Genomic DNA, 14,574 nt, shown 5'->3' with positions numbered 1-14,574 from the left:
AGAAGTTCATGTCGCGGCGAAGACACTGCGAGGCTTACGAGCCGTCGACGACGGGGACAATTGTGTATAACCACATGGGCTTAACCTCCTATAAGCTAGCGGCAGACTTCATACACGCCATATCCCATGTTGTTACCGTTACTAATCCCACCAGTGATATAGGATCCGTAGCGATAGCCGCCCGCCGCAACCGCAGCACTGGCGCGCGCGTTCAGTTCGCTCCAGTCCATGTAGGTCTGCCAAGCTTCCGAAGCGACGACCCGCCCACCATACCAAATGGTGTAGCCCCTGGACTCGCAGCCCCCATCAGCTGTGCACTGGCCCATATCACCGACGTAAATCCCAAAGGCATTCGCTTGATATTGGCAAGCCGGTGGCGGTGGGGGTGCGCAGCATGGCGGCGGCGGCGGCGGCGGCGGCGCCGGGACACCGCAGAACGGCAAGCCGTTGTCGGGGTTTCTCATCCATGCATATCCCGCGCGACAGTCTGCCACCGTCATAGGCGGCGCAGGAAACGAATAGAGTTGGGCCTCGGCTGCCGAAAAGCTAGCCATCAGAGTCCAAGCGACCAGAATGCGCTTCATAGTTAATGATCCTTAGAACGTGCAGCCCGTTGTGACTGTGCCCACCAGTTGCCCTCCGAGGGCGCCAATGTCGTTGCCGCTATACCACGCCGCTGGAGACATGGCGCTCGCTTGTGCGTACCAATAGGTGCCGTAGTCGTTCATTGCGAAATAAGTTCCTTGAATGGGCGGTATCACGTTCCCGGTGATGTTCACCATTTCTTGTTTCGGCGTATACATTGCCCACGCCGTTCCACCGGGGCAGTTGTCCTTGCCGAAGGTCATTCCGTCCGTCACGTTTTCGTATTTCCGCGTAACCGACAGATTGCCCAACGCGTTGTTGAGCGTGATATACCGATTGCCCTTGCAGATGAATCCAACATTGGTCGCACTCGTTGCTATCTGGCCATGGTTGCCGCACCAAAGACCTTCGTAGACGTTTGCCACGGCCGTGCCGATCGGCTGCCAGATCCCACCGAAACAGATCACGAATCCACTGCCCATCGTGCTGCGGCGGGTCGATGGCTCGACGTTGCATGCTGAACCAGGCGCTGCGGTATTCGTGAGATAGGTCTCACCATTGCTTGTCAGCGATGTCGTGGCTGTCAGCCGCCTGGCGTTGTTGACATCGTTTCCGCCCATATCGAGCGATGTCTGCATCTGGTTCAGTTCCGGATGCCCCGGAACTTGCACCCGATACAAATAGCCGTTGTTGGCCTGCGCACCGGTAAAGGCGAGCAACGACGCGAGCCTGCCGCTGCCCGGGTTCGTATAGTTGGCAAGCGGCACCTGCCACGCGCCATACGCCCCGTAGGCCCGCGTCGCGACCATCGTCGGATCGCCGTTCTGTCCCGCGTAGGGTACGAAGCCGCCTTGCGCGCCCGCCTGCGCCGCGATCTGCACGAGCTGACGGGTATCGGTGATCGGCCGCCCCCCCTGCGAAGTGACGAGCGCCTGCAGGTTGTTCGGCGTCGGCTGCAGGACCTGAAGCAGCCAGGTCTGACCGAACACATTGGTCGCCGAGAATCCCGCTGGCAGATAGCCGCCGTTGATCAGCATGGCCGGCGTAACGTTGACAGGGACGCTCGCGGTCGCTTGAGCGACCAGCGTCGCGGATTCGTCCTGCACGAACTGCAGGGAGGCCTTGTCGAAGACAAGCATCTGGCTCGCCGCGGCGGCGGTTTGCACGTTCGTCACGCCGGCTTTGGCCCACGTCGCAAAGCCGGCGAGGCTCAGCATCGAGAGCATCAGCGCGACGAGATATCCGAGGATGGCTTCCATGCGTTTCTCAGGTGTTTAGCTGGACCCAATGGACCAGCGCCCCGACGGGAATGGTCGCCGGCACGCTGTAAGCGATGCCGGTTGCAAGATTGACGGCCGTGCCCTGGCTGCGGACTCGGAACCACGCGAGACTGCCATCCGTGCTGTTGAGCAGCGCGCCGCTTGCGCCTGATGACACACGCACGTACCCGTAGATGTCACGCCCGCCACCCGGGTTGGCGACGGCCATGCAACCCGCACCAGCCGGCGCCACCATTCCGGACGGCAACACAGGTATCACGCTCGCCCCGATCAGTCCTGGCGTCGCACCGGCGGTCGACACGCACGCCGAGCCGTATGCTTGTGCCTGCTGCGCCGTCACCATCGCGATCGATTCCATTCGGCCGGCTACGCCAGCCCCAGGCGCTGCTTCTGATAGTTGCCGGCTTTGGGCAACAATGCCGAGACAGAACAGGACCGTCGCGATCGGCAGGATGAGATAGCCCATGCCCTTCTCCTCAACCTTGGGTTGCCGCCTGGAAGTTCACTGGAAGGTCAGGGTGAAACTGGCAGTCGCACTGCATGCGGCGCCGGCGGTGGCCTGGTCTGGCAGGTTCGCCTGCGTGAAGGTCGTGGTCCCTACTGCCAATGACACGTAGTCGCGTAGCGAGGTTGCGGTGCTCACGCACTGCTTTGCTGTCTGCGCACCGCCACCACCGAAGCGGATCACGCCCTGCGACCCGCTGCTCGCGGCCGACAACGTCACGGCATTTCCCCACGGGTCAACCAGAGTCGTGCCGCGCACCATGTCCGTCGGAAACATGCCGCCGGTGATCATCGCCGGGATGTTGGCCGTGGTGAAGTTGGTATAGCCGTTATTGCCCTGCGAGAATCCAGCGCGGGCATTCGTGATCAGCTGCGCGATGTTGGTGGACACCACGCCGGCCTTGTGGCTTTGGAAACCGTTGTAGCCTGCGTAAGCAATGCCCACCAGTGCCAGCAGGCCCAAAACGATGGCGACGATCCGCCCGAGAATTCCATCCATGTCTTTTCCCTAAGGTCCACGCCCTGATCTCATCGCCTCCCACCGTGGACGTGATGCCGGTGGAACTCTCGCCTCGTCGCTGACGCTCTACCTGGTTATTGGAAGGTCAGCGTAAAGGTTGCGGTGGCGCTACAGGCAGCGCCGGCGGTGGCCTGGTCAGGCAGGTTGGTCTGGTTAAACGTGGTCGACCCAACCGCCAGCGTCACGTAGTCCTTAAGGCCCAATGCCGCGCTCACGCATTGCTTTGCGGTTTGGCCATTGCCACCGCCGAAGGTAATGACGCCCTGGGATCCGTTGTTGGCCGAGGCCAGTGTGACCGCATTGCCCCAAGGGTCGACCAGTGCCGTGCCGCGCACCATATCCGACGGGAACATGCCGCCGGTAATCATCGAAGCGATGTTGGAGGTGGTGAAATTGGTATAGCCGTTGTTCCCCTGCGAGAAGCCTGCACGCGCATTCGTGATCAACTGCGTGATATTGGTCGCGACCACGCCAGCCTTGTGGTTCTGGAAGCCGTTGTACCCGGCATAGGCGATACCAACGAGAGCCAGCAGACCCAGCACGATGGCGACGATACGCCCAAGAATTCCGTCCATTTGATACTCCTTGTGAGATTGCGAAAATTGTCAGAGCTTGCCCATCGAAGATGTGAGGATCTCCGAGAGCGAGTTGGAGCCGAGTTGCAGAACAACGAAGGCGAGGAACATCAGTCCGGTGAAGGTCGCCGACATCACCATCCCCTTCGCAAGCAGTTGCCGCTCGATGACTTCTGCGTTCTGCCTCACGGCCACCGTGATCTTCTCGGTGAAGTCGTCAAAGCCCGCATACGCGCCGATTTCATCGATCAGATCCAGCGAAGGGAAGCCATTCCCGGCCTGCCGCATGGCTTCCGCGAGGTCCAGGCCGTCGGCCAGACCCAGGCGAATTGGCCTCAGGCGTGAGGCCAGCCATGGCGATGCCGTGGCGATCTGACCCTCCAGCGCGGCAATGTCAGGCACTTTCGCCCGCAGCAGCGCGACGAATGACATCAGCCAGGTGAATCCGGTTATCTCGCGGTACACCGTGAAGGGGAAGACGTGTTGGTCAAAGAACCGCCTGCCCGGCCCAGCCCACCTCGACAGCGCCCACCAGCTCCAGAGCGCGTAGGCACCCAGGCCCCCGAAAATCACCGGTGCAGGCCATCCCACAGCAAGCTGACCCAATCCGTACATGGCATATGCCCAGCCGGTCCATTTCTCTATCGGCAGCACATCGGTGAACTGCGGCACGATGTAGCCGCCGATCAACAACAGGACCACATACAGCGTCACCAGGTAGACCGTCGGCGCGAAGAAGCTGGCCTGCAGCTTCTGCCGCAGGCGCGTCGTCAACTCGCGTACGTCCAGCACCAGCCGCATGGCATCGGGCAGTTGCCCCGCCTTCTCGCCGGCGTCCAGCACGCTGCGTTCCAGATCACTGAGGCTTGCGTCCATTGCCGCCATCAGGGTCTTGCCATCGCGCACCTGACGGCCGACCTCGTGCGCCGCCTCGGCGGCCCGCTTGCGGCCTCGCCGTGCTTGGCGCTCTCGGAAGTCTTCAATGACTTGCGCAAGGGTCAGCCCGTTTTCCAGTTGGCTCGATGCCTGTTGATACAGGCGCCGGCGCATTGCCCAAGACAGTCCGCTCATAATTCCTCCCGCGTCGGAATGGCGTCCACATTGCGCTCGACGTCGACGGGGTCGAGCAGCCCGGCCAAGACAAGATCCATTGCGTGTGCGACCATGGGCTTGTCGGAACCCGTCTTGGCTCGATGATTGCGCCGGGCGACCAATACGCCATCGTTGATGCAGTCCTGCATCAACTTCTCGCTGGTGACGACCACTTCCGCAACGGCTTGCTGGCCAACCGTTTCCTCGCCATGGCAGTGCTCGCAGCCGGCGCCGCGGACACGGACTTTCGACAGGTCGCCCCAGCTGCGCATCGCTTGCAGCATGTAGTCGGGCAAGGGGCCCGCTGCGCTCTCGAACGGCACCGAGCATTTCGGGCACAGCAGCGGGACAATCCGCTGCGCGATCAAGCCAATGATCTGGTTGTGGTTGCAGATCACGTCCATCGCAAGACGGACATGGTCCAGCATCACCAACCGTGAGAAGGTCTCGAACGGATCGGTCACGTGCAGCGTGGTCAGCACCTGATGGCCGGTGGCCGCGGCCTGCAGCGTTGCGATCGCTTCCTCGACACCCCGGATTTCGCCCAGCAGCACCGAATCCGGGTCCATCCGCAGCGTCATGCGCAACATCTCCGGGAATCGCTCGCTTTCCGTGGTGAGCTGGATGCCCCAGTCCATCGGGTATTCGGTCGGGTTCTCGATCGTGATGAGTCGCTTTTGTGGGAAGAGCCGTGCCTGATGGCGGGTGCATTCGAAGAGCGTCGTGGTCTTGCCGCTCCCCGTCGGGCCCGTGACGACAATCACGCCCATGGGCCTCCGCAGAAGCTGCGAGACGAGCTCCACCTGTAGCGGCGTGTAGCCCATCTGGCCGAGCTTGAACTCCCCAGTCGGCGCCTTCGGCGTGCGGAGATCCAGCCGCTTCACCGCTTCGATAGCATCCGCTTTCCGGGTGCCTTCGTGGTGCTCCCGGTATTGCAACCGCGCAACGAGAAAGCCGCCACCACTCTCCACCGGGTAGGCGGGGCCACGCACGATCCGCACGCTGGAGAGGCCGGTGCCCGGCAGCGCGTCGCCGGCGATCTGGGCGTCTTGCACGTCCAGCGGGTTATAGGTGGCGGCCTTCGCCGTGGCGAGGCCCGTGTACATCGCGCGGATCAGTCGTTCCCCTTCCTCGCGGCGCATCGATAGCGCGGAGACCGTGCGCAGATCTCCCTTGATCCGTACCTGAATCTCGGTGTGGTGCTCTCGAACCAGGATGTGGATGTCCGAGGCGATCAGGACAGCGCAATCCGCGATCAGCCGGCGCGCGAGGGTCAGGGTCTGCAGGTCAGTATCCTGCAGCTGGCCGGAACCGCGCTGCTGGCGCAACACCGCAAGCTCCTGCGCAGACACCTTGCGCAGTTGGGGCGCGGCGCCACTGCGCCGCAGCTTGGCTTCCCAAGTGAGCAGCCGCGGCGTCCCGAAGTGTCGGGCATCCACATAGATGTCGCAGCCGTGAACCGCCAACACCTGCTGCACGTTGTCATCGGTCAGGCCAAGCTCCTTGGCGACGTCTTCCACATGCAGGCCGCTTTCCGCGGCGCGCTGGCGAAGTGCCGCCGCTTGCTCGGCCGTCAGATGGTTCAGGTTGAGGGCGACACGGTCGAAGGTGGCGGGCAGGTTGCGCGGGTATAGGATATGCGGCTCAAGCACCTCCGGAGGCTTCGGCAACGCCAGGGCATCGGACTTCACAGACGGCTCGGCGCGCGCCGCAAGTGCGGCACTCCCTACCGAGGCGTTGCGTGGACTGCGCCACAGGCGCGATATGGTCTCGACCATCATTGACTCCCAGCGGGCGGCACTGCGCCGTCCCGCATTGCGTACAGTTTTCCGGTGCCCTTCCACGACTGGGCGGCCGCTTCGTAGCTGACCTCGGTCAGGCGCATACCTGCCACGTCATCCAGTCCCTCGCCCACGCCCAGCCACGGCGGCGCGCCAAAGCCGATGTCCGCGGTCATCGCGAGCCACGGATCGACCGGGGTGTTGCCGTCTGCCGGCAGCAACGGGGGCGGTGAGGTCAACTGCAAGCTCACGCCATTACCCTGTGCATACGTCCACATCGACCGCTGCGCGGCGGCTGTCGCGCTGACTGCGCGCGAGGAAGGCAGGAATGCCGCCGGCGCATTCGCCGTGGCTGTCGCTTGATTGCCGTCCGTGGAAAGCGCCCCGGGTGCGTTGACGGCCAAGCCGCCCTCCCGCTTCCACGTGGTTTCGATCATCAGGGCGGTCGACGTGGCCGGCTTGCAGCGCCAGCTGGAAAGCGTCCAGCCAGCCTCCGCTAGGGGCTGCCGGTCCCAGGCGCGGCGGCAGGCCTGCAGGAAGGTGGTCGGGGTCGCTTCTTCGACCCAAGGTATTGCTCGCTGCCGTGCGGCCTCATTGGCGCGCTGCGCGGCGGCAACCGCGCGCTGTCGCATCAACTGCGCCTCGCGCTCAGCCGCTTGCTGCTGGTCGTACCAGTACCAGCCGCCGACGAGAAGCGCCACTACGCCGAATGCAGCTGCCACCGCATACGACGTCGACTTCAAAGGGCCGGTCAGCACGTCCCGCATGGGCGACACGCCCTTTGCAGCGCGCGCCATGTTGGCGAGATCCCGTATCGTCCCTTCAACCTCCGTCCATTCCCCAAGGGTGCGATGCCGCTCTCGGAACGGTGCCAGTTCCTCCAGGGTGCCCACCCGATCGCCACCGGCAATGACGGCGTGGCCCTGCCGGACGGCGATGTACCAGTAGAGGCTGCCCTGCAGGTGGAAGAGTCCCCTCCATGGCTGGCGGTGCTGGCCAGCAACGACCGCGGCGAGCGGCTTCAGCCCGGCCGGCTTTGCGCCGGCGATCGCTTCGCAGAATCCGGTCTGGATGGCCCCTTCAGCGCTCTGATGCACCACGCCCCAGCGGACGTTCCGGCCGAGTTCCAGCGCCCGCGCACGTAGGACTCCCTGACTCGGCTGCGCTTCCTCGTGTTGCCAGGTCAGCCCGATGGCGAAGCTGCCCTTCAGACCGGGGAATGACAGGATCTCAGCCATCGCTCACGGCCTCAGCGTGCGCACGCGCTTGCCGTTGGCAAACTTCACCCCGCCGTCGTCGATGCTGACGACCTTCCAGCCGCCGTCCAGCGTGTCGCCAGCCTGGACGGGAATGGTTCGACCGCTGACATCGACCACAGCGTTGTAGTGACCGTCGAACGCGCGCAGCGACACCAGGCGGGGAGCCTCCGGCGCGAGCCGCGGTGCTCGCTCTGCCACGCCGCCGGCCGGCATCGGACCGGCCAGCGAAATCGATGGCGCGCCGGCCCCCGTCGCCCCGCCGGCAGGGGCCGCGATCAGCGAATCCTCCGCCCGCTTGACCTCTGCCTTGTACTTGGCAATCTCCGCGCGCGCCTTCCACAAAGCCAGTTGGGACTGCAAGGCGGCAAGTTCCGGCGCGTCAGTGGGGCGCGACGGCTGGGCTGTCTCGACAGCGGGCGGCGTGGTGGCCGCTGTAGGAGCCACATTCCCGGTCGCTGAAGTAGCAGCGGTCGACGGCACCGAGGGGGCAGTGCCCTGCGTATTCGCCGGACTACCCCCCGCCGAGGCAATCGCCGCGGCAACAGGGTTCGACATCGCCGACGCCGCATTAGCAGGGGCGGCAGCCAAGAGGCCGACGGTAGCGACAAGCGCCAGCGCGGCAGGGCTCCAACGAAGATTGAATGCGCGATTCTGCATGGAATTGTCTCTGTGTTACAGCAAGCGGGCCGAGATCATGATGGCGATGACGGTGTCTCCCTTGAGCGCACCGACGCCGCCGCCGAGCGCGGCCATCCACGGCTCGCCGACGCCGTTATTGGTCGTAGACGCCTTCTGGTTGCGCAGGCCTGTAAGCACCAACGATTCGCCGGGCTTCAAGGTGATCGACTGGGTGAACCGGTTGGTCGGCATGGTGCGCAGCTGAACACTGGTCTGGTTCGCGTCTCCGCCCGAGTTGAACCGCTGCAGCGGCAGCAGATCCGACAGGGTCATGTCGAAGTTCATCAGAATCCGGCCATCGACAACCTTGGGCAGGAAGTTGCTGGTAAAGCCGTAGGTCACCGTTCCGGTCTGGATGGAGCTGGTGGAACCCACGTTGGCCGCCAGCGTCGTTTGCGACTGCGCGACATAGTCCTGCAGCGTGGCGGTCTGCAGGGCCAGAACCTTGCCGTTTTGCGTGACGCCCGAGCGCGATACCACCTGCGACACGTTGCCAAGCGTCGAGAGCGCCTGCACGACTGCCTTGCTGCCGGCGAAAGGACCACTCATGATCGTCGCGCCAAGGTTCATGGGGGTCGCACTGCCTGAAATCGTCGGCGTGCTGACGGAACTGAACGCGACGCCGGTCTGGCCGGCGGAGCTTTGGTAGGCAAGCGACAGGTTCAGCCCATAGTTGTCCTCACGCGTGACGCGGACTTCGTAGACCTGCACATCGATGGCCACCTGCTTGCCGTACATCGCGGCCAGGCTCTTGACGAACTGTTCGATGCGATCGCATTGCACCGGATCGCCAGTCACGGTCAGGGCCCCAAGGTTCTTGTCGACCACGACTTCTGCGCTCGCGCCAGCGACGGCCTTGGCGGTCGCCTGGAGGGTCTCCCACGGCTTCATCTCGACGGACATGCTCATCGACTGGCCGCTACGGCCGCCGCTTCCGCCTGCTGTGCCGCCGTTCCCGCCGGCGCCTGCCATGCCCCCGGAGCTGCTGTCCGACGTGGTGATCGAACCGTTCATGGACGAAGCATCCGCGAGGCTCGGCAGCATGAAGGTCCGGGTTTCCGTCCGGAAGAACGACACCGTGCCATCGTTGTAACGCGACCAGACCCCAAAATGCGCCTCGACGGCATCGAGGAAACCCTTGAAGTTGCCTTCGTACCGCAGGGTCAGCGGCATCGCGATCGCCGTGCCCGCACCCTGGCCCGACGCAGGAGCGCCGGCCAGCGGGGCCGCCAGGTCCACGCGGGGCGTGCCACCCATCGGAATGGGTCCAGTCGGCCGCGACCCGACGGCTGGCTGCGCAGGTGCCGAACCGCTCGTCGCTGACGCAACAGCTGAGGCGTCCACGGTCGCCCGCACGCCGACACTCTGTGCGATCCAGTTCGCGGCTTCGGTCAGTGACCCGAGCGTGCCCTTGAACACCACGTGTTTGTTGTAGATGTCCGGCTGCGGCTTGCTGGCGCGGATCTTTTCCCCCATCAGCCAGGCGCCCTCATGCACCCGGAACACCGGGCGGCTGCGGGGTGCATCGGCGTATGCGGCGTGCGCCTCATTGCCGATAGCGTTCTGTACGTCGCGCGTTTCCATCACACCGCAGCCCGACAGCAGCGTGGCGGCCGCCACGGCGGACGCGGTGTAGCGCGCCGCATTGCTCTTCATCTGCTTCATCATTGAACCATCCCGTTTTGGCTGATAATCACCGTGCGATTGCCGCGCCAACTATCCCCCACCACGTCGGCGCCGTTATTGGCCAGCTCCTCCACCACGCGCTTGACTGCGCTTTCGAAGTCGCTGCCGTAGTCCTTGTCGCCGGGCACGATCCAGCCGTCCGGAACATTCCATGCAACCGTCCACCCGGCCCGGCTCGCCCAGTTCTGAAGCTGCTGTTGAAGCGCCTCCCCTTTGACAAGCCGGAACACGGCACCGGCCGCCGGCGCGGTGATCGGCACGGCCGGCGTGCTGGCCATGCTCGGCGCTGCACCTGCGGATGGCGTGTTGGCGGCCAGCAATGTCGGGCTGCCGGCGGCCTTGGCAGCCTTGGCGCCATGTGGCGCCTGCAGTTGCTGCCAGCCATCGTTCGACAGGTGCGAGGCATGCACCGCCGGCAGAAGGATCAAGCCGCTCACCAGTGATGCTGCGGCGACGACAAAGCGAACGGTTCGGTTGGATTGGCACATAGCTATGCGTTCGGTTGAGGTGAAGGAACTACCGCAATGCGGCGCGCTGCAGCGCCTGCCACCGCGCATGAATCTGGTTGGCGTAGCGCAACTGCTTGTCAGGTGAGGATGCGTTGTAGGCCCCGACCGCCTTCCACGTTGGTCCGAAGCGCTGGATGTTCTCGCGCAGAATCCACGCGCCGACGTAGGCATTGATGCACCCATCAAACAGGTGGGCGCGCGTAATCCCATACCTGTCCAGGCGCGGCAGGTGGATCGAGTTGATCTGCATGAGTCCGATGTCCTCCGAACCGTTGCCATTGCGATTCGTGACCCATGGACGCATGCCCGACTCCTGCATTGCGATGCTCCTCAATAGCATTGAATCGACCCCGTGATACCTTGCGGCGTTCTCCAGACAGTCGGCGCTGGCCACGCCGATCCACGCGAGCGAGCCGATGATGGCAATCGCCACGCCACCGAGGCTTCGGCCGAGGGCAGGTGCGATGGGCGGCGTCACGACGAGCTGACTGCGCGGTCGCTAAAGCGGATCGACCGGGAACGCGTGACCGTCACTTCGAAGCCGTCCGCGTCCACGACGAAGGTGTCCCCTATTCCATTGACGCGGTAGTAGCGCCCCTTCTGCTGACCCTTCACGATCCTTCCGTCAACTCGCACCGTCACCTTTTTGGTCCCATCGCTAACGCGCAGATACGTATTCCCTCGCTCGGAGAAGACCTGGTCGAGCCCCGCCGCGTTCTCGCCCGGGAAGTGAAAGGTGTCCGCAACTTCCCGCGTAACGATCGCACTAGAGCGCCCATCCCGGACCAGGAATGTTGGCGAGGGGTCGATCGTCATGACACCCGTGCGATCGTCCCAGGAAGACGACAGGCGCTTTCCAGTCTCGGTCACAAACTGAATACCGCCGCTCGGTCGCACCGGGAAGCGGATCTGGATTGAGCCATTGGCGCCTTCGCGAATGCCGTCGGCGCCAAAAGCCTTAGCCAAATATGAGACGTCGGAACCATCTCGATTCTCGCTCGCTGCCGGTGCGGCACCCTCTCGTGAGGCAGGCCGACCCGGGACTGCCGCCGATCGGGCCGCGCCAGACCGCAAGTCCCCTCCACCATCATTGCTTGCATCCTTGGTGACCGCGTCGGTGGAGGTTGCGCCGGCAGGCTTCAAGGATGAGTTCCCATCCGCCAGCAAATCACGTCGAGGCACGGCATCGCCCGCCAGCGGTTGATGAAGCGGGGATGCTGCCTGATACCGGCTTTGCGTTGCGCCGTAAGCGGGCGCACTGGCTGGGCCGGAGGGCAGCGCAATGTGTTTTACCTGAAGCGAGATCGATCCAATCCGAGCTACGAAGGACTCAGGGATACCGGGCAGACGCAGGTATGGACCGTCCGCGGTGGCACCTGCTACCTGCGTTCGCGCACTGCCCGACGGCTGAATGTATGTGTTCTCGCCGTCGTTGAACACGAGTGTCGGCCGCACATTTGCCGGCCCATCAATTCGATAGCCGAAGTCAAGCGCCGCCGCGGCGTGAGCCGTATGCAGGCCGATAGCGAGGCTCGACAGGAGAAGGCACCGCATGCTCCGCGACACGATGCCACTTTCAATGTTCACTCGCATTGACGTTACCTCCGGTAATACTGTGTAAGTGCCAGGTCGTTCCGGACCATGAATATGAACTCCGTACCGCCAGAACGCGAAAGCGTTGGAGGGATATCCTTGTTCCTATTCAGCAAGGTCGAGACCACTTGCTGCAGCGTCTGGGCGAAGATAGTCCCGCCCAGTTGGCTTGTCCCCAAGCCTTGATTCACCGTCACGGTCTGCTGACTCTTATCCAGCAGCAAGGTCGCGGCTCCGACCACCATCGCACTGCTAAATATTTTCCAGAAGTGGTTGTTGACCTCGCTCTCAAGACCGCCCGTACCATCCATCTCGGCGCCCGATGTCCCGGACAGATCGATCCACGATCCGTCCGGCCGTATAAGCCGCGTAATCGCGATCAGGACACGGTTCTGACCAACCTTGACGTCGTGGTTGTAGCTGCCCGTTAGCGTGGAGCCCTTCGGAATCATGAGAATGCGACCGGTAAAGGTGTCGTAGATGTCGCTCGTCACCATTGCCTTCACGCTGCCTGGATTGTCCGTATCGAGGCCCGTGAGAAGCACAGATCGCACAGGCGTTCCTTCACTGACAATGGGCATGGTCGGTGCGGCGTGCATCTTCGTCGGGGTGCCAGCACCACTCTTTTGCGAGTTCAGCCACTGATCTTGCTGCGAAGCATTGCTAGTTGGGCCCAGAGCGCTCCCCCCAGTGGCACCCTGCCCTCCAAAACTAGTCGACATTTGCAATACGCGGTCCATCTGCCGGTCAGCTGACGCTTGACTAGCCTTCATCTGTTCGGAAAAGCTTTGTGCGAGCTGGTCGGCCGCGGATTGCGGACCACCTGGACGGCCGCCATCGTCAGAACGAAGCACCTGAACGTCGTTCGACAGCAAGGGGGATGCAGCAATGGTTGCTTCCTTCTCGGCCTTCTCTTTCGCCTCCTGTTTAGCAGCCGCTTCAGCGGCGGCGGCAGCCTGAGAGACCGATTGATTTGGGCCGGCGCTGTTCACAAACCCGCCTTGCCCGGTTCCTATCGCCGCGGTTGCGGCTGCATTGGGATCAACGCGGCCTTGCGCAGCAGCAGCAGCCGACGCAGCGGCTTGCTTGCGTTCCTGTTCCGCCTGCACCTCAGCGGCTTTCGCTCCGCTCAGCACAGTGGCTCCGGCCGTCTCCGACGGCGTGAGCGTTTCCACGCTTCTGCGACGTCCCGCCGGCGCATCCGGCCCACCGTACAGGTAGTAGAGACCTCCGCCGAGCAGCACCACCACAAGGAGAAACCCGGCAGTCTTCCCCTTCTTCCGCTTCCCGCGAGTTAGTTCCTCGACCGTTTCGCGTTCCGGCTCCTGAACTGAGTTCCGCATGTCGTCGCGGTCTACCCGCCGACGCGATGGGTTCTCAGCTTCGAACGGCAAGTCCTGATCCTGAATATCGTCGGACATGGTCAGCCTCAGTTACCAAGGCCACTGCTGCTGGAGCCGACGTTCCACCAGTGTTTGATACGGTCCGATTCGACGGAGACTTCCTTGTCATTCAACTTCAACAAGAAGCGATCGCCAATGCGGTCGGCGATGATGAAGTTCCCGTCGACGCGCGTAACGATCAGCTGGAGACGCTTCTGATCATCTGGCATGAACACGGCGGGCATGTCCTGCACGTTCGGAAGACGGAAGTAGGTCTTCTTCCCGTCATCGAAGACGTCAATCGGACGAAATGGAGCATCTCCGCTCAGTTTGTACCCGTAGCGGAACGACGTCGGATCAAGCGGCGCAGTCAAGATCTGCGCGTCGAGACGGCGCTTCTCCGCGATAAAGCTCTCGGCCTGTAGCTGAGCTTTGAGCTGGACTTCCCTCGCCTCCTCGGGATACATGAAGCTCGCCTGTTGATAGAACTTTCCGCCAGGCTGCGATGCGACAAGGAAAAATTCGTACGTGCGCTTGTTCGTCACAAGCGTGAGCGATGTAGAGATTCCGGGTCGTACCGGCTTCACAAAGAGGTGCGTTGGACCGCCGCTGATCCGCCATTGAATCGTGTCACCCAATGCAGGCTTCTCGGTGACTCCTTCGCCAGCCTCAAGCCGGATGTGCGTCGAGACACCCGCTTGCGTCAGGAGCGTGAACACGGCGTCCTGACTATAGGTAAAAGTAACGATGCGATTATCAAACGGCGAAGGGACAGGGGCGTCGGCCGGATTACGATAAGCACTTTCCGCGGCATGAACCATGGCCGCTGCGCCAAGGAGCGCTGAAATCAGGATCACGCGAACGGACGAGCGGACCGAATTATTCATACAAAGAAGCCCTATTGGCGATCTTCAGCTGCGCATACCGCAGCCGCGATCATTGTTCCTGGTTGACATTGAAGCTCTTGACGTAGATGCCGCCCGGATTGATCTTGACCTGGTCGATCGTCGTCGGGGGGATTCGCACGAACGTGATAGTCATTGCCCAGGTCGTGACCTTAGGGAATCGCTGATCAATGAGGTTTGCGGTTGATGTTGCGAAAGCCGTGGTCTTCGGCTTTCGCAATACGG

The 14,574-nt window shown here is 63.0% G+C and carries 16 protein-coding genes; all 16 read right to left on the bottom strand.

What is annotated here, in order from left to right:
- Positions 1 to 95: 95 nt before the first annotated feature.
- A complete protein-coding gene (locus J8I34_RS31320; protein ID WP_209777490.1) occupies positions 96 to 584 on the bottom strand; it encodes a hypothetical protein in 489 nt (162 codons plus the stop codon).
- Positions 585 to 596: 12 nt separating this feature from the next.
- On the bottom strand, positions 597 to 1,844 hold the full coding sequence (pilV, locus tag J8I34_RS31315; RefSeq protein WP_209777489.1) for a shufflon system plasmid conjugative transfer pilus tip adhesin PilV: 1,248 nt from the start codon (positions 1,842 to 1,844) through the stop codon (positions 597 to 599).
- A 7-nt stretch (positions 1,845 to 1,851) separates the two neighbouring features.
- Complete coding sequence (locus J8I34_RS31310; RefSeq protein WP_209777488.1) at positions 1,852 to 2,331, bottom strand: hypothetical protein; 480 nt, start codon at positions 2,329 to 2,331, stop codon at positions 1,852 to 1,854.
- 36 nt (positions 2,332 to 2,367) lie between these two features.
- A complete protein-coding gene (locus J8I34_RS31305; RefSeq protein WP_209777487.1) occupies positions 2,368 to 2,868 on the bottom strand; it encodes a type 4 pilus major pilin in 501 nt (166 codons plus the stop codon).
- Between the two features lie 95 nt (positions 2,869 to 2,963).
- Entirely contained in the window at positions 2,964 to 3,464 is a 501-nt protein-coding gene (locus J8I34_RS31300) for a prepilin type IV pili (RefSeq protein WP_209777486.1), read from the bottom strand.
- 30 nt (positions 3,465 to 3,494) lie between these two features.
- Positions 3,495 to 4,535 carry a type II secretion system F family protein gene (locus tag J8I34_RS31295; RefSeq protein ID WP_209777485.1) on the bottom strand — a complete coding sequence of 347 codons (1,041 nt, stop codon included), beginning with the start codon at positions 4,533 to 4,535 and terminating at the stop codon, positions 3,495 to 3,497.
- The gene (locus J8I34_RS31290; RefSeq protein ID WP_209777484.1) at positions 4,532 to 6,337 is read right to left on the bottom strand and encodes a GspE/PulE family protein; all 1,806 of its coding nucleotides are present in this window, start codon (positions 6,335 to 6,337) and stop codon (positions 4,532 to 4,534) included. Before J8I34_RS31290 ends, J8I34_RS31295 begins: the two co-directional genes overlap by 4 nt.
- Positions 6,334 to 7,575: a type 4b pilus protein PilO2 gene (gene pilO2, locus J8I34_RS31285; protein WP_209777483.1), complete on the bottom strand. Its 1,242-nt coding sequence runs from the start codon at positions 7,573 to 7,575 to the stop codon at positions 6,334 to 6,336. The genes J8I34_RS31290 and pilO2 overlap by 4 nt, the downstream gene beginning before the upstream one ends.
- A 3-nt stretch (positions 7,576 to 7,578) precedes the next feature.
- Positions 7,579 to 8,151 carry a type IV pilus biogenesis protein PilP gene (gene pilP / locus J8I34_RS35015; protein ID WP_256441900.1) on the bottom strand — a complete coding sequence of 191 codons (573 nt, stop codon included), beginning with the start codon at positions 8,149 to 8,151 and terminating at the stop codon, positions 7,579 to 7,581.
- 117 nt (positions 8,152 to 8,268) lie between these two features.
- Positions 8,269 to 9,939, bottom strand: a complete 1,671-nt coding sequence (locus J8I34_RS31275; RefSeq protein WP_209777492.1) for a type II secretion system protein GspD — start codon at positions 9,937 to 9,939, stop codon at positions 8,269 to 8,271.
- Positions 9,939 to 10,448, bottom strand: a complete 510-nt coding sequence (locus tag J8I34_RS31270) for a toxin co-regulated pilus biosynthesis Q family protein (protein WP_209777481.1) — start codon at positions 10,446 to 10,448, stop codon at positions 9,939 to 9,941. Before J8I34_RS31270 ends, J8I34_RS31275 begins: the two co-directional genes overlap by 1 nt.
- 28 nt (positions 10,449 to 10,476) lie before the next feature.
- On the bottom strand, positions 10,477 to 10,902 hold the full coding sequence (locus tag J8I34_RS31265; RefSeq protein ID WP_209777491.1) for a lytic transglycosylase domain-containing protein: 426 nt from the start codon (positions 10,900 to 10,902) through the stop codon (positions 10,477 to 10,479).
- A gap of 41 nt (positions 10,903 to 10,943) precedes the next feature.
- Positions 10,944 to 12,062 carry a TrbG/VirB9 family P-type conjugative transfer protein gene (locus tag J8I34_RS31260; RefSeq protein ID WP_209777480.1) on the bottom strand — a complete coding sequence of 373 codons (1,119 nt, stop codon included), beginning with the start codon at positions 12,060 to 12,062 and terminating at the stop codon, positions 10,944 to 10,946.
- A 5-nt stretch (positions 12,063 to 12,067) separates the two neighbouring features.
- Positions 12,068 to 13,483: a TraB/TrbI/VirB10 family type IV secretion system protein gene (locus J8I34_RS31255; protein WP_209777479.1), complete on the bottom strand. Its 1,416-nt coding sequence runs from the start codon at positions 13,481 to 13,483 to the stop codon at positions 12,068 to 12,070.
- Between the two features lie 8 nt (positions 13,484 to 13,491).
- The gene (locus tag J8I34_RS31250; protein ID WP_209777478.1) at positions 13,492 to 14,331 is read right to left on the bottom strand and encodes a TrbG/VirB9 family P-type conjugative transfer protein; all 840 of its coding nucleotides are present in this window, start codon (positions 14,329 to 14,331) and stop codon (positions 13,492 to 13,494) included.
- A gap of 49 nt (positions 14,332 to 14,380) precedes the next feature.
- Positions 14,381 to 14,574, bottom strand: a 194-nt coding sequence (locus tag J8I34_RS31245; RefSeq protein ID WP_209808084.1) for a VirB8/TrbF family protein, incomplete at its 5' end; no start/stop codon positions are given.

The sequence above is a fragment of the Cupriavidus phytohabitans genome, from assembly GCF_017815025.1.
Taxonomy (GTDB): Bacteria; Pseudomonadota; Gammaproteobacteria; order Burkholderiales; family Burkholderiaceae; genus Cupriavidus.
The sequence above is the reverse complement of the archived record's forward strand: the minus strand, read 5'-3'. Positions and strand labels throughout refer to the sequence as shown.